Source organism: Arthrobacter sp. CAN_C5 (assembly GCF_017875735.1).
Classification (GTDB): domain Bacteria; phylum Actinomycetota; class Actinomycetes; order Actinomycetales; family Micrococcaceae; genus Arthrobacter_D.
This window is the reverse complement of sequence record NZ_JAGGMZ010000001.1, coordinates 581,341-605,022: the sequence shown is the minus strand read 5'-3', so window position 1 is coordinate 605,022 and position 23,682 is coordinate 581,341. Positions and strand designations below refer to the sequence as shown.

Below are 23,682 nucleotides of genomic sequence, written 5' to 3'. Positions count from 1 at the left end.
GAGGCCGCCATGACCCACCCCGACCACTCAGTGCTCGACGACGCGCAGCACCTCCACGACGACCTGGTGCGGCTGCGGCACCGCCTGCATCAGGAACCCGAAACTGGCTTGACCCTGCCCCGCACCCAGGAAAAGGTACTTCAGGCGCTCGACGGTCTCCCCTATGAGATCACGCTCGGGACGGACACCACCTCGGTGACCGCCGTGCTCCGCGGACAGGGCGGCCACGGGTCGGCCACTGCAGCAACGGACAGGCCCGCCGTGCTGCTGCGGGGCGACATGGATGCGCTGCCGGTGCAGGAACAGACCGGCGTCGAGTACACGTCGAGATTCGACGGCGCCATGCACGCGTGCGGGCATGATCTGCACACCGCGATGCTGGCCGGGGCGGCCACCCTACTGGCGGAGCGGCAGGATCAGCTGGCGGGCGACGTCGTCCTCATGTTCCAGCCCGGTGAGGAAGGTTTCGACGGTGCCGGGGTGATGATCCGGGAAGGGGTACTCGAGGCGGCCGGGAGGACCCCCGACGCCGCGTACGGCCTGCACGTGATGTCGGCTCAGCAGGCGAACGGACGGCTGGCAACCCGTCCCGGCACCCTAATGTCAGCCTCCGACGGGTTGCATGTCACCGTGCACGGCGCTGGTGGCCACGGCTCCTCCCCGCACCTGGCGAAGGACCCTGTCACCGCAGCGGCGGAAATGGTGACGGCATTGCAGGTGATGATCACCCGGCAGTTCGACATGTTTGATCCGGTGGTGGTGACAGTCGGTGTGCTGCGGGCCGGCACCAAGCGCAACGTCATCCCGGAGTCGGCGGTCTTCGAAGCGACGGTGAGGACCTTCTCCGAGGCGAACCGGGAGAAGATGCAGACAGTGGTGCCGAGGCTGCTGGAAGGAATTGCCGCCGCCCACGGCCTGGAGGTCACGGTCAACTACTCGACCGAGTACCCGTTGACAATCACCGACGACGCCGAGACGGTGCGGGCCGAATCGGTCATCGCGGACCTGTTCGGCTCGGACCGCTACTCCCGGATGGCCCAGCCGCTCAGCGGGTCCGAGGACTTCTCCCGGATTCTCGCAGCGGTCCCGGGCAGTTTCGTTTTCCTCTCCGCGGTGGCACCCGGAGCGGACCCGCTAACCAGTGCGTACAACCATTCCCCGTACGCAACCTTCGACGACAGCGTCCTGGCCGACGGAGCGGCTTTGTACACCCAGCTGGCCCTGGCGCGGATCGCCGAGCTGGCCGCCGTCGTGCAGTAGTTGCGCTAGGTGATCAGACGGCCCACGACCAGGTAGATCAGCGCTCCGGCACCGAGCACCCGTCGGAAGGGACTTTCTCCCTGCGCCAGCTCCAGATACGCCCAGGTGAACAGGAAGGCCGCGCTGAAGAAGGACAACGTGGCTGACATGTCCGGATCCGGCGCCAGTGCGGCGGCCACCATCAGCACGAGCCATCCGATGATGGGAATATTAGGGACCTGGCCGATGACCAGGTTCCCGTCACGGTCGGAGAAGAACCGTCGCAACCCGTGTGTGGCGCCGCCCTGGGGTTCTGGTGTCATCACCCGAGTCTACGGACGGATTCAAGATGCGCTGCCAGTACTCCTCGCCTAGGCTGGCAACAACGACTAGAGGAGTTCCCCATGAAAAAAGTCCTGCTGGTACTGACCAGCGTTTCCGAACTCGGCGACACCGGTGAGAAGACCGGTTACAACGTGGCCGAGGCTGCCCACCCGTGGAAGGTTTTCAAGGATTCGGGTCACTTCGTTGACTTCGCCTCCATCAAGGGCGGCGTCCCACCCCAGGACGAGGTTGATACCTCCGACCCCATCCAGGTCGCCTTCACCGAGGATGAGACCACCAGGGCAGGCCTCTACAACACGGCCCGCGTTGACGTGGTTGACCCCTCCCAGTACGACGCCGTCTACCTGGTGGGAGGGCACGGCACCATGTGGGATTTCCCCGAGAGTGAGGGCCTGCAGAAGCTGGTCGCCAGCGTGTACAACACCGGCGGCGTGGTCGGCGCTGTGTGCCACGGACCGGCCGGTCTCCTGAACGTCGAGCTGGAGAACGGTCTCCGGCTGGTCGAGGGCAAGCGCGTTGCCGCGTTCACCAACGACGAGGAAGTCGCTGCCGACAAGGACAAGATCGTCCCGTTCTTCCTGGCTGACCGCCTCGAGGAGCAGGGTGCCACCCATGTCTCGGCGGGTGTCTTCGAAGAGAAGGTCATCGTGGACGAGCGTCTCGTCACCGGCCAGAATCCCGCGTCAGCTGCCTTGGTAGCCAAGGAGATGGAGAAACTTCTCGCCGAGGTCATCCACCAGGAAAAGGCCGAGGAGCAGGACGAGTCCGAGGCACTGCGGGCTCAGAAGGACGCCGAAAAGGCAGCAGCAGCCGCCGCGGAAGCGGAATCCGGCCACTAGATTCCCGCCTGAGGGGCCAGGCAGCAGTTCCTGCGCCGGTCCCGGGAATCCGTAAAACGAATGCGCCCTTAGTGAGGGGTGGAGTTGGTCCGTAACAGCGGGCCATCCCACTGTCCACTGCGGGCGCTTTTCGTTCGCTTGGATACCCTTAGAACAATGAGCACTAACCCAGCAGCCCCCTCGCCGACCCCCGGCCCACATCTTTCCCAGCCCGTGTCCTTCGTGCGCCGTGGCTCACGGCTTCAGGGCCGACGCCGTCAGGCGTGGGCTGAGCTCGACGGGTTTGTGGTCGAGGTGCCGCGCAACACGATGGCCGACACCTCCGTCGACCCTGACTACCGGTTTGACGCCACCGCAGAGTTCGGCCGCGAGGCACCGCTCGTCGTGGAGGTCGGTTCGGGCCTGGGCGAGGCCATCACCCACGCGGCCGAGCTGCAGCCACACACCAACTTCCTTGCCCTTGAAGTCTACAAACCGGGCCTTGCGCAGACCCTGCTGCGGATCGAGCAGAAACAGCTCACCAACGTCCGCGTCGCGCAGGCCAACGCCGCCGAGGCCCTCGCCACCATGCTGCCACCCGGCTCGGTCAACGAACTCTGGGTGTTCTTTCCCGACCCCTGGCACAAGACCCGCCACCGGAAACGCCGCCTCGTCAAGGACGACTTCGCCGAGGTCGCGGCGCGGGTGCTTGCCGACGGTGGCCTCTGGCGCCTCGCGACCGACTGGTCCGACTACGCCGTGCAGATGCGCGACGTCCTGGCGGGTGCGGAGCACTTCACCAATGTGCACGACGGCGAGCGCACCGGCGCCGAGAGCCCGCTCACCCAAGTGTGGGAGAGCGGCGTCGAACTGGTGGTGGGCGGGGCGCCCGTCCGCGAAGGCAAGGACCCGGTCAGCACCGGGAACACCGGTGTCAACGAGGGAATCGACACCCGCGGGGGTTGGGCCCCGCGCTTCGATGGCCGCATCCTCACCAGCTTCGAGAACAAGGCCCACGAGGCCGGCAGGATGATCTTCGACCTGACCTATCGCAAGATCTAGGCGTACAGGTTTGCCCATCATCCCCGCGCCTTCACGCCCGCACCACGGCGTGCCGCCGACGACGCACCGAAGGGCCCTGCAGAAGCTGGGGAAACCTGCACACGGCGTACGCCGGTGAACCCGCACGAGGCGTGGGAGGGCCACCCAAAAGGCAGCCGCGCCTATAACCGGATGCTCTGGGCCCTGTTTTTCGCCGGGGTCGCAACTTTCTCCCAGCTGTACTCGGTGCAGAGCGTCCTGACCAGCATCGCCAGCGACTTTTCCGTCTCGGCTGCCCAGGCAGCGCTCACCGTCTCCGCTGCGACCATCGGGCTAGCCCTGGCCGTCATCCCCTGGTCCTGGGTCGCCGACCGGGCGGGCCGGAAACGGACCATGACCTGGGCGATCAGCGCCGCCGTCGCCTTCGGACTGATGGTCCCCCTGGCCCCCACCTTCGAACTGATGCTGGTGCTGCGCTTCCTGGAGGGCACGGCCCTGGGTGGGATCCCGGCCATCGCGCTGGTCTACCTCAACGAGGAAGTGCAGCGACTCCATGCCGCCGTCGCTGCCGGCACCTACGTTGCGGGAACGACCATCGGCGGGCTGTCGGGGCGGCTGGTCTCCGGACCGGTGGCGGACCTCCTCGACTGGCGGGCCGGAGTTCTCGTGGCGAGCCTGATGGCAGCCCTGGCAGCGGTGGCCTTCGTCTGGCTCGCGCCGGCACCACGACGGTTCGCACCGGTGGTCCGCGGTATTGGGCCAAAACTCTCCGAGCGGATTGTCCACAATCTCCGGTCGCCGCGCCAACTCGGCCTGTACGCCCAGGGGTTCCTGCTGATGGGCGGATTCGTGGCAGTCTACAACTACCTGGGATTCCGCCTCGAACTGCCACCCTTCGGGCTTCCCGTCGCCATCATCAGCCTCCTCTTCCTGGCTTACCTGGCCGGGACGGTCAGTTCGCGGGTGGCCGGCACGCTCGCGGTCCGGTTCGGGCGGCTTCAGGTGATGGTCGCCGGTATCCCGGTGATCGTGCTTGGCCTGATCATCACGCTCGCCGACTCGCTCCCCTTGATCATCGTGGGGCTGATCATCTTCACCGGCGGCTTCTTCACCGTCCATTCGGTGGCGGCCGGCTGGACGCCCCGGCTCACCGACGTCGGCCGCGCCCAGGCCTCCAGCCTGTACAACTTCTTCTACTACGCCGGATCCAGTCTGATCGGCTGGACCGGAGGCTTCTTCTTCGACGGCTTCGGCTGGAACGGAGTGGCCCTCTACGCGGCGGCCCTGGCCGTGCTGGCCGGGGCTCTCGCCGTCGGGACCCTCCGCGGCGCACCCAATCACTAGCACTCCCCCACTGGGGCATGCCTGTGCCCGGATAGGTCAGACCAGACCTGCTGCGACCCGTTGCTTGACCATCCAGGCACTGAGCTCCCCGGCCGGGATGGGCTTGCTCAGGTAGTACCCCTGGATCAGGTCGCACTCAAGGCGGGCCAGCTCTGTGTACGCCTCCTCATTCTCGACTCCCTCCGCCACGATCCGCAGACCCAGGCTGTGCGCCAGGTCGATGATCGATGCCACCAGGCTGGTTGCTCGACGGTCCTGGTTCATCGGAAAAATAAACGACCGATCCAGCTTGAGCTCGTCGACGGGAAGGTCCCGCAGGTATGCGAGGGAGCTGTAGCCCGTCCCGAAGTCGTCGATCGAGATTTCAACGCCCCTCGCCCGCAGCTCCCGCAGGACCCCAACCGCCCGGGCGCCGTTCTGCATGAGGATTTCCTCGGTGATTTCCAGCACCAGCACCGAGGGTGGCAGGTTTCGGGCGCTCAGCATCTGGGTGATCTGGTGCGGCAGGTCCTCCCGGAGGCAGCTCGCTGACACGTTCACGGCAATCGCCAGGTCCAGTCCCTCGGACCGCCAGCGGACCACCTGGTCCAGCACCTGGTCCATGATCACCTCGGTGAGCTGCGGCATCAGTCCGGCCTCTTCAGCGAACTGGAGGAAGGCGTCGGGGTAGAGCAGCCCACGGGTGGGGTGGTTCCAGCGCACCAGCGACTCCACATCGGCAATTTCGGGACCGCGGGGGGAGATCTTCGGCTGATAATGCATGACGAATTGGTGCTCGGCGATGGCGGTCCGGAGCTCCTGCATAGTGCGGAAGCGGATTTCGCGGTGGTCGTCGTAGTCCAGCTGGTAAAGGTGATGCCCGCTGTGGTCGGCTTTCGCGCGGTACATTGCGACGTCGGCACTGCGCAACAGCGCGTCGAGGTCGGTGCCGTGGCTGGGGTAAAGAGCTATACCCAGGCTTGCGCTGGACTGAACCATCGTGCCGCCAATGGCGAACGGTTCGCCGAGACACTTGTAGATGCGCGCGGCGGTTTCAACCGCCGCTTCCTGCGACACGTCCGTCAGGAAGACGGCGAACTCGTCTCCACCGATTCGCGACACAATATCTGGAACACGAACCTGTTCGGCCAGTCGACGTCCTACCTGATGCAACAGATCGTCGCCAAAATGATGGCCAAGTCCGTCATTCACATCCTTGAATCGGTCCAGATCCATGAGTAGGAGGGCTCCACTCCGGCCCGGTTGCAGGTGGGCTGGCACATCCGAATGGAGGGCTCGCCGATTGGGCAGCCCGGTAAGGTCATCCGTGTGGGCCAGGGTCCTTTGCATTTTGTGCCGGAAAGTCATCGGAACGGCTGCGGCAGCGAGGGTAAGCCCTGCAAACAGAACGGCAATGGTTGGTATCTCTGTTTGACTGGCCAGCACCAGGACACCGAGCGCGGCACCGATCGACACTACAGGTGCGGCAAGCGCTGGCATGACCGCTGTGGTTTCATCCGTCGCGATGACCGGCCGGGCAGCACCGTCAACCCAGAATGCTGCCGCGACGACGCCGATGAGCCACCCTGCGTCCAGGACGGATCCAACAACATACCCGCTAACGTCCAGCGCATAAATGACATCAGAGGCAGTGAACAGGGCCAGCCCCGCCAGGAAAAATGGCCATCGTCTTCCGAGGTCCAATCCCTGCGATGCAAGGATCCCGGCGATCACCGCGATGATCGCGATATCAAGGATAGGGTAGGCGATCGCGATGATTGATTCGGGCGACATGGGTCCGCTCGATGCGGATTTCAAGGCGGGTGTCAGAAGGATCGAGACCACCGAGGCGGCAGCAAGTGTACCGACAAGGCTATCCAGGAGGACCGGCCAAAGCCGGTCACGCATCTGACGATGGATCACCACACTGAGAGATCCGATGATCAACACAGCAAACAGCAGATAAGCCAGATCAGCGAAAGTGACGGTGCCGGTCTCTCCCTGCAGAGCGGTATATGTGTAGATCGAGTCACCGACAAGGTACAGAGTGACAGCAGCAGCCCCGAGGGTTACTTCCAGCCGTCGGAATCCTGCGGCCCGGACGGCCATCCAGCATAGGGCTGCCGCGCAAGCTTCTGTGAGCGGATACAACACAGTGGATGGCAGGGTGCCGATAGCACCCTGAGTGATGGGAAGAAGGGAGATCACAGTGATCGCCAGGAGCACCCCCGTCGACCACAAAAGCCACTGACGACGGCGGACGGGTACGCCGATCTCATAACGATCGCGTTGTATTTCGATGACCTGTTGCATGACGCCCTGACTCGTGGCCCCCAGCCGATGTTCACACAGCATAGAGCCAAATTTCGCCTATCCGCCTGCTGTGCGGATCAGCCAGAAATAACTGCGATAAAACTGGCCTAAAGGAGCGCGTTTCCTCAGCTAAGACAGCCAGCAGAACCGATTGTTTCGTGCGGCGTCGTCATAAACGGTTGCCGATCATTGCTGCCACCCCATTGCGGAACCGTTTCAGAACGCACTGCAGTTCGGCCCGCCGGCATCCATCACACTGGGAGTGGGGTCGCTCAACACGCCGAGCACCTCGAGATATTCTTCCGGCTCGAGCTGGCACAACAATAACGATCCATATTCGTCGAGAGCATGGATGGATTGCTGGCGGAAACATCAATCTAAACACCGGCGGTTGTTTTCGGCCGCTCCTGGGGGGATGGGCGTCACTGCCCCGAGATCGAACTGCGCGCTAGCTGAACGACGACGCCGGGAGGTCCTTCTCGCCGTCCGCGATCGCCCGGACAATCCGCTCCGCGACGGCCTCCGGGTCCTTCCCGGCGGGAAGCCGCGGGGCGGAGCCGGCAATTGCGCGGTTCACCAGCCCGGTCTCGGTGTGCGGCGGCCGGACATCGAGCACCCGGGTCCCCTGCCGGCGCACTTCGAGCGACAACGCCTTCCCGAATGCGCTTAGCGCTGCCTTGCTCGCCGAGTAGGCAGCCATTCCGGCGGTTGGGCTTTCCGCGACCACAGCACTGATCTGGACCACCACTGAATCCCGCTGCAGCTGAGCGGACACCGCGCGGACGAGCCGGATATAACCCAGGACGTTGACGAGGAGCAGCTCATCCAGAGTCTCGTCATCGAGCTCCGCTACCGGCCCGAACGCGACTACTCCCGCCGCGTACACCAACCCGTCGACGTCACCGCAGACCTCGGCTATTTCGGCCGGAGTGTTGGGGTGGGTGAGATCGGCGACGACGGTTCCCGCCACCGCATCTCCCAGTTCGCCAGCCAGGCTCTCCAGTTTCGTTGCGGATCGGCCAGAAAGTGTCACCCTCGCCCCGGCACCTGCCAACTGCCTGGCGACGGCGGCGCCCAGAACACCCGTCGCACCGATGACCAGGAAGTGGCTGCCACTGATAGTTGTCATGTGGCCGAGTCTACCCACCCCCGGGTGTCCATCCTGCGATCTGGGGCAACGGCTAGTCGCGGAGGCGCCGGTTCTTCAGACGTTCCAGCTTCCGGTCAGCGGCAGAGCTCGCTTCCAGTTCCTCGAAGGCCTCCTCCACACGCCGGGAGTTGGGATCGGTCCAGGACAGTTCGTCGTGGGCTGAGGCCTGGGCCTGGACCCGTCGGGCCTCCAGCTCAGCCTGCCGTGCCGCGGCCTCGGCCCCCGCTGCAGCCTGTCCGGACCCGTTCAGAGCGTCCTGCATGCCGAGTTCGGCCTGGGCAGCGCCGTGCCTGGCCTTCAGCGTCTGATACCGGATGCCGTTGTCCTCCACCCGGTTCTCCAGCCGCTGCAGGTTGGAGTCGAGCTGGCGGACCTGCGAATCGAGTTCGTCCCGTTGACGGGTTAGCGTCTCAAGCCGCTTCGTGACGGCGAGGCCGCGGCGGAGGGCGGCCCGGGCGGCGTCGTCGTCGCCCGCGTTCACCGCATCCATGGCCTGCTGTTCCAGGTGGTCCAGTTCGGCGCGCGCCTCGCCGGCGAGCAAATCCAGTCGGTGACGGTTGGCGGCGAGGTCCGCGACGCTGCGGCGGGCCTTGTCCACCAGGTCCAGCTGCTGCCGGTGGGCCTGCTCGACGGTCTGAATAGGATCGGTGGGCTTCTCTTTCGCGGCAGTGCGGTTTGCACGAACGATACGGGAGATGCGGCGGCCTAGCGACATGGTGGTGGTTCCTTGAGCCCTCTACTGGATCTGGTCGCGGGTGCCGTAGGCCTTGCTCCATGCCTGCAGCACATTGATCTCGCGTGTCAGGTGGGTGCTCGCCCGTTGGATTTCGGCGCCGCCAGCCGGTTGGCCGGCCTGCATGAGCGACCGTCGGAGGTCTGCAGAGAGGGTGCCGTAGGACTGGACCTGCTCACCGATGCGGCTGGCCAGATCGCGTTTAAGCTGGCGGTCGGGTTCGCGTTCGGCGAGGCGGAGCTGGTCCTCCAGAGCGCGTTCGGCCCGGAACAGGTCCTCCGCCACCATCGGAAGTTCCCCGATCGGACCGCCGCTGCCCGCGACGGCGTCGAGGGCCCGGCGGGTGGCCTGACCGGACCGCCGCAGGTCGAGACGGAGTCGGGCAATCCGGCGGACGCCGTCGTCGACGGCGTACGAACGAGCGGTGAGAACGCCGTTGGAGAAGCCTCGCTGCACCACTCCTGAGCGGCGGAGACGCCGGACAATCAGCCACGTGGCCAGGGCCATTCCCAGACCGATGACCAGCAGCGTGACCCCGCCGAAAATGAGGAGCTGCATGAGCATGTCGCCGAAGTCACCGGCGTCGGAGAACTGTTGAGGCATGCTCCCAGTCTGCACCGTAACTGCAGCGGTTTCCAGCGGTGGGTCCAGATGTCCGCTCAGGGCATGACCAGCCCAGGGAGGCGCCATACCTGGACGCTGGGCCCCCTGCCCGAAAGCACTAGTGTCTCATCGGCCAGCTCCCCGATGGCGTCCGGCCATCCCAGGACAACCTGGTCGGCGTCGGCCCACGAACCCGGCAAGAGATCAAGCGGAACGGTGAGACGGTCGTAATCCGCCCTCGCCGCCGCAATCACGAAGCATTCATCCTCATGCTCCCGGGCGAGCACAACCACGTCCGGCGTGATGGCGAGCCAGCGCACCGTGCCTTCCCGGAGTGCCGGGGACCCCGCCCGCAGTGTAGATAGCGCGGCAATGAGCGTGCGAAGGTCATCGGGCCTGTCAGCGGCAGCCTGCCACGGCATTGGCGTACGGGAGTCCTCCCCGTTGATGCCGCGCAGCCCAAACTCATCCCCAGCGAAGAGGGTAGGCAGGCCTGGTAGCAGGAACACCAGGGCCATGCCGACGGCGGGGCCGCCCTCGATCATCACGGTGCCGGCCCGCGCCGTGTCATGCGTGTTCAACGCGCTCATATTTTGTGTCCGCGCACGCCAGGAGAAACCTGCCGAGAGGGCAAGGTGCGTCGCCACGAAACCCTGACCATCGATGCGGGGAATGCCGGGGATAGGAGTTCCGAAGAAGTTGGCTGCCGCGTTTTCACGTGCAAACCATTGCCACAGCGGCCGGGTGAAATTGGAGTAGGTCATGGCGCCATCCCACGCCTGGCTGGTCAGATTCTCGGTGGCGTCCCCGGTGCACTCAGCGAGGAGCATCAGTCCCGGTCGCACCTCGTCCATGGTGGCCCGGATCAGGGCGGCGACCTGATGGTTCACGTCGACGTCTGAGTTGCGTCCCATCATATTGGCAACGTCGATCCGCCACCCGTCGAGATTGAACGGCGGCAAGAGCCATTTGGCCACCACCGAGTCCGCTCCCTCAACGAAGCGTGTGCGCAGCTCGGGGGAGGCCCAATTCAGTTTCGGCAGACTCGGCACGCCGAACCAGCAGGCGTAGTCGGTGGTGTCCTTGTCGAAGTAATAGAAGCCTGCCTCCGCGCTGGTCGGATCGGCGCGCGCCTTCCGAAACCATTCGTGTGCGTCACCGGTGTGGTTGGCCGTCAGGTCACCGATCACTGCAATGTTGCGGGCGTGGGCTGATTCCACCAGACGGACCAGGGCGTCATCCCCGCCCAGGAGAGGATCGACGACGTCGAAGGTTGTTGCGTCATAGCGGTGGTTGGAGCGCGCAGGGAAGAAGGGAGTCAGGTACAGGACCGTGACGCCAAGATCAACGAGGTGGTCGAGGTTTTCCGTTATCCCGTCGAGGTCACCGCCGTAGACCTGCCGGGGAGTGAGCTCGCCCCGGGGCTCGACCGGGTCTTCCCAGCCACATGCTATCGCCCAGCCGGGGAGGTCCACCGGTTGGCGCTGCTGTGACCTTGCGAAACGATCAGGGAAAACCTGGTAGATCACCGCGTTCCGGGCCCACTCAGTCGGGGCGGCCCGGCAATGGATGACGAAATCGTCCCGGTCTGGGGTGTCCCAGGGGGATGCTCCGGTGGCGTTAAACCAGGACCAGCGGGGGCCCCGGGCGTCGGCCTCCTCCAGCAGGAAGCGATACCTGAGTGTCGGATTGGCCACTGTGACGTCTGCCTCCCACCATGACCAGCCGTCGACGCTCGGGAGGGTACGCGCCTGGTCGTAGTGCGGTTCGCCGTCCCTCAACGACCGAAGGAAAACCCTGCGCGGAGTCCCCCAGCGCGCAGGAACCCGCAGCCGCACGGCAAGGATATCGCCTACAACAGGTGCCTGGTTCCTGACATATTGTGGCGAACCGTCGTGGTGGGGTGAGCACAGGCGTGCATCATTCACGGCTCAGCCCTTGACGGAACCGGCCACGAGACCGTTGGTGATGTACTTCTGCAGGAACAGGAACAGGGCCATCACCGGAACAGCTGCGAGGACTGCGCCCGCCGCGAAGACTCCCCAGTTCTCGGACCGCTGCTGCGCTACATAGGAGTAGAGGCCCACGGCGAGGGTCTGGGAGTCCGGGTCGGTCAGGACAACACTGGCAATCACGAATTCGCTGCTCAAACCGATGAAGGCAAGCAGCCCAACCACCGCGAGGATGGGCGTCACCAACGGCAGGATGATGGTGAAAAAAACCTGGACGTGAGATGCTCCGTCGATCCTGGCTGCCTCATCGAGCGACTTGGGCACGGTGTTGAAAAAACCGTACATGAGGTAAGTGTTAACGCCCAGGGCCCCGCCGAGGTAGACCATGATGAGTCCGAGCTGGCTTCCGAGGCCCAGCCACGGCACGATATCCGTGATCGCATTGAGCATCAGGAAGATGGCTACCACTGCCAGTAACTGGGGGAACATTTGCAGGATCAGCAGGGTGAGCAGGCTGAACCTGCGCCCGGTAAACCGCATGCGGCTGAACGCGTAGGCAGCAAGCGCCCCCAGGAAAACCGTCGCCGCGGACGTGACCACACCGATGACCATCGTATTGATGAACCACCGGCCAAACGGCCGGCTCGGGTTGGTGAACAGCGCTTCGAAGTTGCCGCCGTCAATCTGACTGAACAGGGCGTTGGAACCGACCATCGTTCCGTTCGAGTTAAGGGCAGCTGAAAGGACATAAATCAGAGGGAAGACGGCAAAGAGCGTGGTCACCACACCAACCACGTGCCGCCACCCTTTGTGCCTGAACCACTGGCCGAAGGTGCGACGACGATGCTCGGGGATCTTGCCCGCAGGTTGCGGCTGGGGTTCGGCGGCGGCGGCCGCCCGGGGGTCGGTAAATGTAGTCATCAGTTGATGTCCTCTAATGCCTTGGTCTGCCGGAAGCTGATGGCCGAGATCACGGCGACAATGATGAAGATGATGATGGATAGGGCGCTGGCCAGGCCATAGTCACGGCCTACCCCGGTGCCGAAGGCGATCTCGTAGACCATCGTGATGAGGATGTCGGTGTGCCCGACATTCGCCGTCGTATTGTCGAAGCGGGGCCCGCCGTCGGTCAGCATGTAGATGACATTGAAATTGTTGAAATTGAAAGCAAAGCTCGCGATGAGCAGCGGCGCCACCGAGACGAGAAGGAGCGGCAGCTTGATGGCGGTGAAGGTCCGCCAGGCCGAGGCACCGTCCATGCGGGCCGCCTCGTTGACCTCCTCGGGCAAGGATTGTAGAGCGCCCGTGCAGACCAGGAACATGTACGGGAAACCGAGCCACAGGTTGACGACGAGCACGCTGACCTTCGCCAGCAACGGATCGGTCAGCCACGGAATGTCCGCTCCCCCAAAGAAGGTGTTGTTGACGAAACCAAATTCCGGATTGAGCAGTCCGGACCAGACGAGGCCGGCGAGGAAAGCCGGAAAGGCATACGGAAGGATCATCAGGATGCGATAGGTCCGTTTGCCGCGGAGGTCGGAAAGATTGAACGCGTTGGCGAGGAAGAGCCCTAGTGCGAAGGTGGAGAGAACGGAGACGATCGCGAAGGTGAAGGTCCAGAGAACCACCTGCACCAGCGGTCCTCGGATGTTCTGGTCAGAGAAAGCCTTGGCGAAGTTATCGAACCCGACGTTCACCTTCCACCCGGTACTGAGCTGCTCACCGTCGGCCGAGGTGAACGAGCCCTCACCCGAATCGGTGTAGGTGGCTCCGGTTTCGAGGTTGGTGAACGTACTGGTCGCCTCATCAAAACTGAGCGAGGGACGGTAGACGTAGGCACTCGATCCATCACTCGTCTTGAGGCTGCCGTCTTCGGGGTCATTCGAGAAAGGGACTGTGACGGCCAGGATGTCCGCCTGGTTGGTGAGAATTTCAGCGAAGCCCAGTGTCCTGTACCCCTCCAGTTCCACCGCCCTACCCGTCGAATCCGTAACAGCTTCGTCTGTGGCTTCGAGCGGCGAGCCAGTGGCGCCAACAGAAGTATCGCCGTCGGGATCGGTGGCGAGAAGGTGGAGTTCGCCGTCGCGCTCCAGGATGGAGACACGGTAGGCGGGCGAATCGGGCACCCGTTGCTGCGCCGATAACTGGATGGCGCTCACGGCGTCGGCTTTGGTGCTGTTGTGCCCGTCGCCGTAGTTTGTGAACGCAACGTACCCGCTGTACAGCATCACGAACACCTGGAAGAGAACCAGGAAAAAAATTCCCGGTGCGAGGTACTTCGCCGGTAGCCCGCCCTTCCTGAGATAGATCCAGTTAATGAGCAGTGTCACCGCAGCGGCGAATATCAGGATCAGCCACTTCTCCTGAAAGAAGAGCGTAATCATGACGTACACGGCGAAGGCATCAACCAGGCCGAGCAGCGTAATTTTGACCAGCAGCCCAAAGGTGGAATCCGAGTGCGAGCTGGGCTTCTTCCGTGGCAGCGTTGCTGACCGGTCGGGAGGGGCAAGAGTAGACATCGAAAAGGCTTTCGTTGATAGGCCGAGGGCGGCCGCTGCGGTGAGATGATCCGCCGCGGACCGGAGAAGGGCACCGGCCTGCGGCGAACAGGGTGCTGCCGGAGCAGCCAGGGGTGGCGCCCGTCCGCTGAAGGACGGGCGCCGTGTTGTTACTGCCCCGCGATCTTCTCTTCGATGTTGCTGACCATGGTGGTCCAGGCAGCCTCAGGATCGCTGCTGCCCTTGATCAGAGCGAGCTCGGTTGCTCCCCAGTCAGCCCAGACGGCCTGCATTTCCGGCAGCGCTGGCATCGGCACACCATTGGCTCCGATCTCGCCGAACGCCGCAACGATCGGATCAGAAGAAGCCTTGTCGAAGCTGGCGTTGAGGGCCGGTGGACGTCCTCCGACGGCGTACATAGCGTCCTGTGCTTCCTCGGTACTGAGGTAGTTGACAGCAAACTCATTCGCCGCGAGCGCGTTGGCACTCTTCGAGGAGATGAAGAAACCATTGACACCGATGAAAGGCTGCGCGTCTTCCTCCCCGACGGTGGGAAGCTTGTCGACAGCGACGTTCAACCCTGCGGCCTGGGCATCAGGCACGTTCCAGGGACCGGTCAGGAAGTAGGGCGACTCGCCCGCGTTGAACTTCTCCTTCGCGATATCACCGGTGATGTTCGAGTTGATGATTTTCGACCCTTCGTCGCCCCACTCGACAAGCTTCTTCGCGAACTCGACGCCGTTGGGCTCGCCCAACAGCAGTTCGTCCGCGTTGTAGCTGCCATCCTCGTTCTGGCCGAAGACGGGGACCCCCATTGAGGTCTGCAGCGGATACAGGTGGTACGGATCGCCCTGCTTGGGATCCATGCCCACCAGGAAGGGATATTCGGCGTTGCCTGCGGCGACGGCGGCCTCGCCGTTCGCGATGACCTCGTCAAAGGTGGTTGCTGCCTCGGGTACCAGATCGGTGTTGCGCAGCAGTGCAATATTCTCCAGCGCGTAGGGGACGCCGTAGACGCTGCCGTCGTAGGTCATCGCCTGGATGGCGGATTCCTGGAACTCGGCGGCTTTGTCGCCGAGTTCCACCGGTGCCACCACGCCGTTCTGAACGAAAGTACCCAACCAGTCATGCGGACCAACGATCAGGTCCGGACCCTTTCCGGTAGGCACCTGGGTGATGAAGTCATCACGTACCGCGGCGAAATCCTTGACCGCGAGCTTCACTTCGATCCCGGTGTCCTCCTGGAAGGAAGCGGTGATCTCCTCGAGGGCGGGCGCCCGCTCCGCGTCAACCCACATGGTGAGCGTCGTGGCGCCCCCCTCTGAGAGGTTTTCCGCGGCGGGGGTGCTGCTGGTTCCGGCTGACTCGGAAGCTCCGCCGCCACAGGCGGTGAGGGCCAGGACTGCAACGGACAGTAGTCCGGTGACTAGGTTGTGCCGACGCATCGGCTGGGTTGATCGCACCTTCATTGGTGTACCTTTCGTGAACGTCTTCGGTCAGTGCCCGGGCATCAGAGCGGTATATCCGCTCACCGGGAAATGTCTATGCCAGCAACCTGCCCAATTGGGCAGTTGGTGATAAGAGTCACAACTGTAAACGCTTGCACAAAATATTCCAATTATCAGAAAAATCCAGGAGCGAATCCGACCCTAAACCGAGTTGCCGCAGGCTGAGCCGGGGCAAGCGCTTCCACTTTCGGCGGGTTTGCGGTCTAGGATAGTCGGCATGCCTGAGATTGTTCCCGTCCTGAGCAGCGATCGCCTGTCCTCGCCTGCCTCCTTCCACGACCCATTGCACGCTGCGTGGGGGGATGCCGAGTGGTGGCGCTCCTCTGTCATCTATCAGGTCTACCCGCGCTCGTTCCGGGACTCGAACGGCGATGGCACGGGGGACCTTCCTGGTGTCCTGGCCGAATTGGACCGTCTGGCAGAGCTCAGCGTCGACGCTGTTTGGCTATCCCCGTTTTATCCCTCCCCCCACCGCGACGGCGGCTACGACGTCGCTGACTACTGTGATGTCGACCCGATGTTTGGCACGCTAGCGGACTTCGACGCCCTTGTTGCCGGTGCGGACCGTCTCGGGATCCGGATTATCGTCGATCTTGTACCGAACCATTGCTCCAGTGAGCATGCACTGTTTCAGGCGGCGTTAGCTGCTCCAGACGGCTCGCCTGAGCGATCCATGTTTATCTTCAGTGACGGCTCGGGCTGCGGCGGCGACGAGCCCCCCAACAACTGGCAATCCCATTTCGGCGGCCCTGCCTGGACGCGGACCACCGCCCCGGATGGCTCCCCGGGCCAGTGGTATCTTCACCTTTTCGATTCTTCCCAACCCGACTTCAATTGGGACAACCCAGCCGTCCGGGAGGAGTTCGAGCGGATTCTTCGTTTCTGGCTGGACCGCGGTGTGGCCGGGTTCCGTGTGGACGTGGCGCATGCCCTCATCAAGGCCAAGGGCTTGCCGGACTGGGGCGGCCGTGCCGACGGCGGATCCTCGGAGGGATTCCCTGGTTCGGACGCGCCCATGTTCGGGCAGGATGAGATCCATGAAATTTATCGTCGGTGGCGTGGCATCCTCGCCGAGTACGACGGCGACCGAATCCTTTGCGCCGAAGCATCGATTGACCCCCTGCCCCGGCTAACCGATTGGGTGCGCCCGGACGAGATGCACCAGGCCTTCAACTTCGCTTACCTCCACCACCCCTGGAACGCTCACTCCCTCCGCCACGTAATCTCGACCTCGTTGTCCGCTTTCGACGCAGTCGACGCGACCACCACATGGGTGTTGAGCAACCACGACGTCGTCCGGCACGCGAGCCGTTTCGGCCTCCCCGAGGGTACTCCCCGTGGGGGTGACGGCATCGGAGGGTCCGATGCGCAGCCCGACACCGCGATAGGACTGGCCCGGGCCCGGGCTGCTTCCCTCGCGATGTTCGCCTTACCGGGAGGCATCTATCTGTATCAGGGCGAGGAGCTTGGCCTGCCTGACCACACTGCCATGCCTGAAGATGCTCGACAGGACCCCACCTTCGCCCGAACCGGAGGCGAGCGGCTCGGCCGTGACGGCTGCCGGGTTCCGTTACCGTGGGTCGCAGATACGCCCACGTTTGGTTTTGGGGCAAACCACGGGGGCGCTTCCGATGAAGCATCGACCCCCTGGTTGCCACAGCCAGAGGAGTGGTCCAGCTACGCCCGCGACCGCCAGTCGGTGGACCCCACCTCAACGCTTTCCCTGTATCGGGAGGCCCTCCAGTTGCGGCGTGATCTGCTGCTCGGTGCCGGGTCCCTGAGCTGGTCCCGCGAGTACGAAACGACCGACGCCGTCGCGTTCCTCAACGGCGAAGTGATGGTGGTTCTCAACATGGGTGAATTCGCGGTTCCGCTTCCGCCGGGTGCCATCATCGTCGCCAGCACACCGGAAGCGGGGGAAAATCGAATGCTTCCACCTAATGCCTGCGTCTGGCTGATGCTCTCTCCGGATAGCACTTTCGCGCCGACTCCGCGATGATCGAAGGAGGCACAGTCCAACTGGGGTGCACCGAGTAAATCCACTGGGAGGGAGACCATGGCCGGCATCAAGGATGTCGCCCAGCTCGCCGGGGTCTCCACCGCGACCGTGTCACGAGCGCTCAGCGGCAAGGGACAGGTTTCGGAGCGAAGCCGGGCTCGGGTTCTGCGAGCCGCAAAAGAACTCGGCTTCGTAGTGAGTTCGACTGCGTCCTCGTTGGCCTCGGGCCGTCACCGCAATGTGGGAGTCGTTGTGCCGTCGGTGGCCCGCTGGTACTACTCGCAAATAGTCGACAGCGTTGCGGCAACGTTACTCACGTCCGGCTACGACCTCACGCTGTACAACCTGAACGAGGACGCCGACCACCGCGACCGCGTCCTGTCAGATTTCCTCTTACGCCAGCGGTGTGACGGGATGATTCCCGTCTCCCTGGAACTTGGCCGTGGCGAATTGGATCAGCTCCTGGCCGTAGGAAAGCCGGTGGTCGGCATCGGCGGGCCCCTTCCCGGGGCAGAGACCTTCAGCGTCAATGAGGGTGAAATCGCCCGACTCGCCACGGAGCACCTCATCAGGCTCGGGCACCGGCGGATCGCCCACCTTGGTGGCGCCGAAGCTTTTGAGAACGATTTCCGGGTTTCCGGCACCCGCAGGAACGGCTATGAGTCGGCCATGAGGAATGCGAACCTGGACATTGTCGACTCCTGGCGCGTCGACGCCGACTTCACCATTCAGGGGGGTTATGCCCAGGCAAAGCAGCTCCTGGGTTATCCTCGCGATACTCCATCGGCGGTCTTTTGCGCGTCAGACGAGATGGCGATAGGCACAATCCTCGCGGCGCGCGAGCTCGGCTTGCGCGTCCCAGAGGACATCTCGGTGATCGGGATCGACGGGCATGAGCTCGGGGAAGCTCTTGGGCTGACCACGGTGGCCCAGTTCCCGCGGGAACAGGGCCAGCGCGCCGTCGAACGCCTCCTGGAGATCCTGCAGGACCCGGATGCCTATGGTTCGACCGACCACGTTGCCCGAACGGCGCTCATTATCCGGTCGAGTACTGCCGCGCCAGCAATGTAACCCGGGCCGCGGTCACGGTCTCCACACGACCATGGCCTGACTGCGGGGGCGGGGGCGCTGCCCCCGCGAGAGGGTGACGACGTCGCCGGCGAGGCCGGCAGCGAAGACCCTGCTGGCGTCGGGCTGGCGACGACGGGCGGCCAGCTCGTCGGTCAGCTCCTGTACCCGATACTGGAGCGCAGCCACCTGGTTCTCAAGCTGCAGGATGCGGCGGATCCCTTCCAGGGAGACGCCCTCCTGGGAGAGCCGCTGCACCTCACGGAGCGTGGTGACATCCCGCTGCGAGTAGCGCCGGGCGCGGCCCGGGGCTCGGCTGGGGGTGACGAGCCCCAGCCGGTCGTACTGCCGGAGCGTCTGGGGGTGCATGTCCGCCAGCTCGGCGGCCACGGAGATCACATAGATGGGCAGGGTTGCATCAATTGCCATCGTGACCTCCTTTCAGGCAGTTTGGGCTTTAGAGTTTGGCCTTCGCGGCAAGACCCGCCCGTGGATTGGCGTCGGCCGTTGCGGCGGCAAACGCTTCGACGGCCGCCTCGGCATCTTTGTTCAGCTTCTGGGGGACGACGACGACGATGGTCACCAGCAGATCACCCGTCGCCTTGGCGGTGGAGACCCCTCGTCCCTTCACGCGCAGGGTGCGACCGGATGGCGTCCCGCCGGGAACCTTGACCTTGACCATGTCACCGGTGAGCGTGGGCACGTCGATCTGTGCGCCACGGGCAGCCTCGGGGAAGGACACTGGAACGTGCACCCGGATGTTGTCGCCGTCGCGCTGGAAGAACGGGTGGGGTTTGACGCTGACGCTGACCATCAGGTCACCGTTGCCTGCCGCACCTGGCTGCCCTTTGCCTCGGACGCGGACCTTCTGACCGTCCTTGATACCCGCTGGCACGCGGACGTCGATCACCTCACCGGACGGCTCACGCAGCCCGATGGTGGTGCCGTTGATGGAGCCGGCGAAGGAAATGCTGGTGGTCGCGGTGCGGTCGGCACCCTTGCGTGGGGTGGGCTGGTAGCCGCCGGGGAATCCGCCACCCTGGCCGAAGCCACCGCCTCCCCCGCCCTGACCGAAAAGATCGGCGAACTCGGGTGGCAGGTTGCCGTAGTTGGGGGCGCCACCGCCGCGTTGGCGGCCGGCGCCGGGACGGCTTGCGCCCTGGCCGAAGAGGTTGCCGAAGATGTCCTCAAAACCTGCTCCGCCCGCACCACCGCCGGGACCGCCGGCGGTGAACCGTGCGCCGCCGCCCATGGCCCGGATGGCGTCATACTGCTGGCGATCCTCGGGGTCCGACAGCACCGAATAGGCCTCGGAGATGTCCTTGAACATCTTGTCGGATCCGCCGGTTGCCTGGTTCTGGTCCGGGTGGTGCTTGCGGGCCAGCTTCCGGTACGACTTCTTGATGTCGGCCGCGGATGCATCTTTGGGGACACCCAGAATCTTGTAGAAATCCTTGTCGACCCAATCCTGACTAGCCAATTGGCGTCCCCTTTCGTATATGAATTCAAAGCATAGGTGAGTAGTTACGGAGCCGGAGCAGTGTCCGACCCGGCGGCTTTAATATTTCAAGCGAGCTCTGCGAGCGATGAAATTTCGTTGCCGCCGGTCGGGCACTGCTCCGGCTTGCCAAGCAACTACTCAGGTACTGCGACGATAACCTGCGCTGCGCGCAGCACGCGGTCGCCCTTCTTGTAACCCGACCGCAGGATCTGGCTGACACTGTCGAACTGCACGTCTGCACTGGGCTGCTGGATGAGAGCCTCGTGGATGTTCGGGTCGAACTCCACTCCGGTCTCGTCGATCCGGGTCAGGCCGTAGGTCTTCAATGCGTTTTCCAGTTTGGTGGAGATCGCAGCGAAGGGTCCGTCGGCCAGGTCACCGTGTTGACGGGCAGCGTCGATGTCGTCCAGGACGGGCATCAACGAGTTCAGCACTCCGATGACCGCCATGTCCCGGGCCACGTCGCGGTCACGTTCAACACGTTTCCGGTAGTTGACGTACTCGGCCGAAAGGCGTTGCAGGTCGGTGCGCAGCTCGGTCTCCAGGCTGGAGGCCGATTCGGCGGCGGGTTCGGTGAACCCTTCGCCGTCGATCCCGTTCAGGATTGCTTCGGCCTGGGCCAGGGCGTCGCTGCCGTCGGCAGCCTGCTCTCCGGCGTCGGCGTCGGCTTCCTGGACTGGATCCTGAACAGAGTCCGGGGTAACAGGCTGGTCGCTGGGACCAGCCTGTGAGCCGTCGTCGTCCTGCTGCTGCCCACGGACCTTGCCTGTCTCTGGATCGATTTTCCGCTTGTCGCGGAAGCTAACCGGTTCGGACTGGTGCTCTTCTTCGTTTCCGTGGTGCGGCATGGCTACTTCTTTTCGGTGGTGTCGTCTTCGTCGACTACCTCGGCGTCAACGATGTCCTCGTCGTTCGAGGATGAGTCGGCGCCCGGCGTCGTCCCCTCCTGAGGGGCGTCGGCTCCCGGTGCGGCGGCGTCCTGCTGTGCCGCTGCGTAGATTGCCTCGCCGAGCTTGGTCTGGGAAGCCTGCAGCTTCTCAAATGCTGCCTTGACCGCGTCAACCGATCCGGCTTCCTCGGGGTTGGCTTCCAGCGCCTTCTTGAGGTCGTCGACGTCGGCCTGGACCTCGGTCTTGACGTCCTCGGGCAGCTTGTCAGCGTTGTCGGCGATCAGCTTGTCGACCGAGTAGGCCAGCTGCTCGGCGCCGTTGCGGGTATCGGCTGCCTCGCGGCGTTCCTTGTCCTCGGCTGCGTGCTCCTCGGCTTCGCGGACCATGCGGTCGATGTCTTCCTTCGACAGCGCGGTGCCGCCGGTGATGGTCATCGACTGCTCGGCGCCAGTGCCCTTGTCCTTGGCGGACACGTGGACGATGCCGTTGGCGTCGAGGTCGAAGGTGACCTCGACCTGCGGCACGCCGCGGGGAGCCGGCGCAATACCGGTCAGCTCGAAGGTACCCAGTGGCTTGTTGTCCCGGGTGAACTCGCGCTCGCCCTGGAAGACCTGGATGGCCACCGATGGCTGGTTGTCGTCAGCGGTGGTGAAGGTTTCGCTGCGCTTGGTGGGGATGGCCGTGTTGCGCTCGATCAGCTTGGTCATCATGCCGCCCTTGGTTTCGATCCCGAGGGACAGAGGGGTGACGTCGATGAGCAGCACGTCCTTGCGCTCGCCCTTCAGTACGCCGGCCTGGAGGGCGGCGCCGACGGCGACTACCTCATCAGGGTTGACGCCCTTGTTGGGCTCCTTGCCGCCGGCCAGTTCCTTGACCAGTTCGACGACGGCTGGCATGCGGGTGGAACCACCCACGAGCACGATGTGGTCGATGTCAGCAACCTTGATGCCGGCTTCGCCAATGACGTCGTTGAACGGCTTCTTGGTGCGGTCCAGCAGGTCCTTGGTGAGGTCCTGGAACTTGGCACGGGAGAGGTGCTCGTCCAGGTGGACCGGGCCGTCGGGGGTGACGGAGAGGTACTGCAGGGAGATGTTGGTGGAGCTGGCCGAGGAGAGTTCCTTCTTGGCCTGCTCGGCTGCTTCCTTCAGACGCTGCAGGGCAATCTTGTCCTTAGACAGATCGACACCCTTGGCCTTGGCCTGCGACAGCAGGTAATCAACGACGCGCTGATCCCAGTCGTCGCCACCGAGGCGGTTGTCACCGGAGGTGGAGCGCACCTGGATGGTGGAGAAGTCGTCGTCGTCCTTGCCGACCTCAAGCAGGGAGACGTCGAACGTGCCGCCGCCAAGGTCGAAGACGAGGATGAGCTCGTCTTCCTTACCCTTGTCCAGGCCGTAAGCGAGTGCTGCAGCGGTTGGCTCGTTGACGATACGCAGGACGTTCAGCCCGGCGATCTCACCGGCTTCCTTGGTCGCCTGACGCTCGGCGTCGTTGAAGTAGGCGGGAACGGTGACGACGGCGTCAGTCACCTTTTCGCCCAGGTAGCTCTCGGCGTCGGTCTTCAGCTTCTGAAGGATGCGCGCGGAGATTTCCTGTGGGGTGTAGTTCTTGTCATCTACCTTGACGTTCCAGTCGGTGCCCATGTGGCGCTTGACGGAGGCAATGGTGCGATCAATGTTGTTGACGGCCTGACGCTTGGCGATTTCGCCAACCAGTACTTCGCCACCCTTGGAGAATGCAACGATCGAGGGCGTAGTCCGTGCGCCTTCAGCGTTGGCGATAACGGTGGGCTCGCCACCTTCGAGTACGGAAACCACTGAGTTGGTGGTTCCGAGGTCAATACCTACTGCACGTGACATGCGTATTTCCTTTCAACAGCCCGTAATGAGGGGAATCACTCGACCCCTTGTTTGACGATTATTCGTCTGAAAGCGGGACCTTGAGCGTTCTTCACTCAACTGTACTCTCGGTGGGGGGAGAGTCAAATTTAACTTGAGTCGAGTGGACTCAAGTTCCTGTATAACGTCGGAGTTGTCCGCGGATTCATTGGGATCCCGGGCGTTCAGCCGTGAGAGAACGACTTACCTCGGCCCCTGGCGAATGCGCCCGTGGGTGCGGTGGAGGATGACCTTGTATCTCGGAGGGATCGGACGGTCCGGTCTGTCTCGTGTCTCTGAGGGCCCTGCGGGCACGGTTCTTGGGGGCCCCGCGGGCACAATGCTCGACGCCGAAAATTAGTAGAAGAAAGTTTCCTGAGAGCCCCTCGATCGCCCCTTATTTTGTCAGTGCCGGATGATGGAATTGAGGTATGGAAAGCAGTGAAGCTTCTTCTCCCGGACCGGGATCGTCCCCCGATTCTGGCGCGGATTCCGCCTCCGATAGCGGGACCGCGGATACATCCACGGGGACGTCCACGGGGGCGTCCACAGGGTCTTCCTCGGATACGTCCGCAGGGGCGTCCACAGGGTCTTCCTCGGGGTATGGGCCGGCTGGTCCGTTGGGTGTCGAGTCGGTGTGGACGGCCCCCGTCATCGAGGCGCCGGTGCCCACGACCGACACGGACCCGGCTGAGGCTGATCCGAACGATGCAGATTCTCCGGAGTCAGAATCCACTGAGTCTGAATCAGCAGAGTCTGATTCGGCGTGGTTGTTCTCTGAATCGTGGGGTTCCTTTCACCTGGGAGGCGACCCGGATGAACGG

At 63.8% G+C, this 23,682-nt stretch carries 19 protein-coding genes; 6 read left to right on the top strand and 13 right to left on the bottom strand.

Translation table 11 applies throughout. The features are described 5' to 3' along the window. Positions 1-9 precede the first annotated feature (9 nt). Positions 10-1,260, top strand: coding sequence for a M20 family metallopeptidase (locus H4V95_RS02940; RefSeq protein WP_209728675.1), 1,251 nt, complete (start codon positions 10-12; stop codon positions 1,258-1,260). A gap of 5 nt (positions 1,261-1,265) precedes the next feature. On the opposite strand, the gene H4V95_RS02935 is transcribed toward H4V95_RS02940, so the two are convergent. Further along, on the bottom strand, positions 1,266-1,562 hold the full coding sequence (locus H4V95_RS02935) for a hypothetical protein (RefSeq protein ID WP_209728673.1): 297 nt from the start codon (positions 1,560-1,562) through the stop codon (positions 1,266-1,268). A gap of 81 nt (positions 1,563-1,643) precedes the next feature. Between H4V95_RS02935 and H4V95_RS02930 the strand changes: the two genes are divergently transcribed. From H4V95_RS02930 to H4V95_RS02920, 3 genes are all read left to right on the top strand, one after another. Further along, complete coding sequence (locus tag H4V95_RS02930) at positions 1,644-2,423, top strand: type 1 glutamine amidotransferase domain-containing protein (RefSeq protein ID WP_196865442.1); 780 nt, start codon at positions 1,644-1,646, stop codon at positions 2,421-2,423. A gap of 156 nt (positions 2,424-2,579) precedes the next feature. Next, complete coding sequence (gene trmB, locus H4V95_RS02925) at positions 2,580-3,464, top strand: tRNA (guanosine(46)-N7)-methyltransferase TrmB (protein WP_209728671.1); 885 nt, start codon at positions 2,580-2,582, stop codon at positions 3,462-3,464. Between the two features lie 171 nt (positions 3,465-3,635). Next, positions 3,636-4,787, top strand: coding sequence for an MFS transporter (locus tag H4V95_RS02920; protein ID WP_196865609.1), 1,152 nt, complete (start codon positions 3,636-3,638; stop codon positions 4,785-4,787). 36 nt (positions 4,788-4,823) lie between these two features. On the opposite strand, the gene H4V95_RS02915 is transcribed toward H4V95_RS02920, so the two are convergent. The 8 genes from H4V95_RS02915 to H4V95_RS02880 form a co-directional block, all read right to left on the bottom strand. Next, on the bottom strand, positions 4,824-7,121 hold the full coding sequence (locus H4V95_RS02915; protein ID WP_196865444.1) for a bifunctional diguanylate cyclase/phosphodiesterase: 2,298 nt from the start codon (positions 7,119-7,121) through the stop codon (positions 4,824-4,826). A gap of 406 nt (positions 7,122-7,527) precedes the next feature. Beyond that, entirely contained in the window at positions 7,528-8,208 is a 681-nt protein-coding gene (locus tag H4V95_RS02910) for an SDR family oxidoreductase (RefSeq protein ID WP_209728669.1), read from the bottom strand. A 52-nt stretch (positions 8,209-8,260) separates the two neighbouring features. Beyond that, positions 8,261-8,944 carry a PspA/IM30 family protein gene (locus H4V95_RS02905; RefSeq protein WP_209728667.1) on the bottom strand — a complete coding sequence of 228 codons (684 nt, stop codon included), beginning with the start codon at positions 8,942-8,944 and terminating at the stop codon, positions 8,261-8,263. A 21-nt stretch (positions 8,945-8,965) separates the two neighbouring features. Continuing rightward, positions 8,966-9,565 carry a hypothetical protein gene (locus H4V95_RS02900; RefSeq protein ID WP_196865447.1) on the bottom strand — a complete coding sequence of 200 codons (600 nt, stop codon included), beginning with the start codon at positions 9,563-9,565 and terminating at the stop codon, positions 8,966-8,968. 56 nt (positions 9,566-9,621) lie between these two features. Then, positions 9,622-11,493 carry a glycoside hydrolase family 13 protein gene (locus tag H4V95_RS02895; RefSeq protein WP_312883926.1) on the bottom strand — a complete coding sequence of 624 codons (1,872 nt, stop codon included), beginning with the start codon at positions 11,491-11,493 and terminating at the stop codon, positions 9,622-9,624. 3 nt (positions 11,494-11,496) lie between these two features. Next, entirely contained in the window at positions 11,497-12,438 is a 942-nt protein-coding gene (locus H4V95_RS02890; protein ID WP_196865448.1) for a sugar ABC transporter permease, read from the bottom strand. After that, entirely contained in the window at positions 12,438-14,036 is a 1,599-nt protein-coding gene (locus H4V95_RS02885; RefSeq protein WP_196865449.1) for an ABC transporter permease subunit, read from the bottom strand. The genes H4V95_RS02890 and H4V95_RS02885 overlap by 1 nt, the downstream gene beginning before the upstream one ends. A 149-nt stretch (positions 14,037-14,185) precedes the next feature. Beyond that, positions 14,186-15,484, bottom strand: a complete 1,299-nt coding sequence (locus tag H4V95_RS02880) for a maltose ABC transporter substrate-binding protein (RefSeq protein ID WP_209728665.1) — start codon at positions 15,482-15,484, stop codon at positions 14,186-14,188. A 256-nt stretch (positions 15,485-15,740) separates the two neighbouring features. On the opposite strand from H4V95_RS02880, the gene H4V95_RS02875 reads away from it, so the two are divergent. After that, positions 15,741-17,522: an alpha-amylase family glycosyl hydrolase gene (locus H4V95_RS02875; RefSeq protein ID WP_209728663.1), complete on the top strand. Its 1,782-nt coding sequence runs from the start codon at positions 15,741-15,743 to the stop codon at positions 17,520-17,522. Positions 17,523-17,579: 57 nt separating this feature from the next. Then, positions 17,580-18,593, top strand: a complete 1,014-nt coding sequence (locus tag H4V95_RS02870) for a LacI family DNA-binding transcriptional regulator (RefSeq protein WP_196865452.1) — start codon at positions 17,580-17,582, stop codon at positions 18,591-18,593. A gap of 12 nt (positions 18,594-18,605) precedes the next feature. Here H4V95_RS02870 and H4V95_RS02865 read toward each other — a convergent pair whose 3' ends face one another. The 4 genes from H4V95_RS02865 to dnaK all read right to left on the bottom strand — a co-directional run bounded on the left by H4V95_RS02865 (position 18,606) and on the right by dnaK (position 22,840). Then, a complete protein-coding gene (locus H4V95_RS02865) occupies positions 18,606-19,019 on the bottom strand; it encodes a heat shock protein transcriptional repressor HspR (protein WP_196865453.1) in 414 nt (137 codons plus the stop codon). A gap of 28 nt (positions 19,020-19,047) precedes the next feature. Further along, complete coding sequence (locus tag H4V95_RS02860; RefSeq protein ID WP_209728661.1) at positions 19,048-20,070, bottom strand: DnaJ C-terminal domain-containing protein; 1,023 nt, start codon at positions 20,068-20,070, stop codon at positions 19,048-19,050. A 155-nt stretch (positions 20,071-20,225) separates the two neighbouring features. Continuing rightward, entirely contained in the window at positions 20,226-20,939 is a 714-nt protein-coding gene (locus H4V95_RS02855; RefSeq protein ID WP_209728659.1) for a nucleotide exchange factor GrpE, read from the bottom strand. Between the two features lie 2 nt (positions 20,940-20,941). Further along, a complete protein-coding gene (gene dnaK / locus H4V95_RS02850) occupies positions 20,942-22,840 on the bottom strand; it encodes a molecular chaperone DnaK (protein WP_209728657.1) in 1,899 nt (632 codons plus the stop codon). Positions 22,841-23,682: the final 842 nt, after the last annotated feature.

Coding starts and splice junctions, on each gene's coding strand:
- H4V95_RS02930 (WP_196865442.1), top strand. CDS start 1,644: ATGAAAAAAGTCCTGCTGGTACTGACCAGCGTTTCCGAACTCGGCGAC.
- H4V95_RS02915 (WP_196865444.1), bottom strand. CDS start 7,121: ATGCTGTGTGAACATCGGCTGGGGGCCACGAGTCAGGGCGTCATGCAA.
- H4V95_RS02885 (WP_196865449.1), bottom strand. CDS start 14,036: ATGTCTACTCTTGCCCCTCCCGACCGGTCAGCAACGCTGCCACGGAAG.
- H4V95_RS02870 (WP_196865452.1), top strand. CDS start 17,580: ATGGCCGGCATCAAGGATGTCGCCCAGCTCGCCGGGGTCTCCACCGCG.
- H4V95_RS02855 (WP_209728659.1), bottom strand. CDS start 20,939: ATGCCGCACCACGGAAACGAAGAAGAGCACCAGTCCGAACCGGTTAGC.
- H4V95_RS02905 (WP_209728667.1), bottom strand. CDS start 8,944: ATGTCGCTAGGCCGCCGCATCTCCCGTATCGTTCGTGCAAACCGCACT.
- H4V95_RS02880 (WP_209728665.1), bottom strand. CDS start 15,484: ATGAAGGTGCGATCAACCCAGCCGATGCGTCGGCACAACCTAGTCACC.
- H4V95_RS02910 (WP_209728669.1), bottom strand. CDS start 8,208: ATGACAACTATCAGTGGCAGCCACTTCCTGGTCATCGGTGCGACGGGT.
- H4V95_RS02920 (WP_196865609.1), top strand. CDS start 3,636: ATGCTCTGGGCCCTGTTTTTCGCCGGGGTCGCAACTTTCTCCCAGCTG.
- dnaK (WP_209728657.1), bottom strand. CDS start 22,840: ATGTCACGTGCAGTAGGTATTGACCTCGGAACCACCAACTCAGTGGTT.
- trmB (WP_209728671.1), top strand. CDS start 2,580: ATGAGCACTAACCCAGCAGCCCCCTCGCCGACCCCCGGCCCACATCTT.
- H4V95_RS02865 (WP_196865453.1), bottom strand. CDS start 19,019: ATGGCAATTGATGCAACCCTGCCCATCTATGTGATCTCCGTGGCCGCC.
- H4V95_RS02900 (WP_196865447.1), bottom strand. CDS start 9,565: ATGCCTCAACAGTTCTCCGACGCCGGTGACTTCGGCGACATGCTCATG.
- H4V95_RS02935 (WP_209728673.1), bottom strand. CDS start 1,562: ATGACACCAGAACCCCAGGGCGGCGCCACACACGGGTTGCGACGGTTC.
- H4V95_RS02875 (WP_209728663.1), top strand. CDS start 15,741: ATGCCTGAGATTGTTCCCGTCCTGAGCAGCGATCGCCTGTCCTCGCCT.
- H4V95_RS02940 (WP_209728675.1), top strand. CDS start 10: ATGACCCACCCCGACCACTCAGTGCTCGACGACGCGCAGCACCTCCAC.
- H4V95_RS02890 (WP_196865448.1), bottom strand. CDS start 12,438: ATGACTACATTTACCGACCCCCGGGCGGCCGCCGCCGCCGAACCCCAG.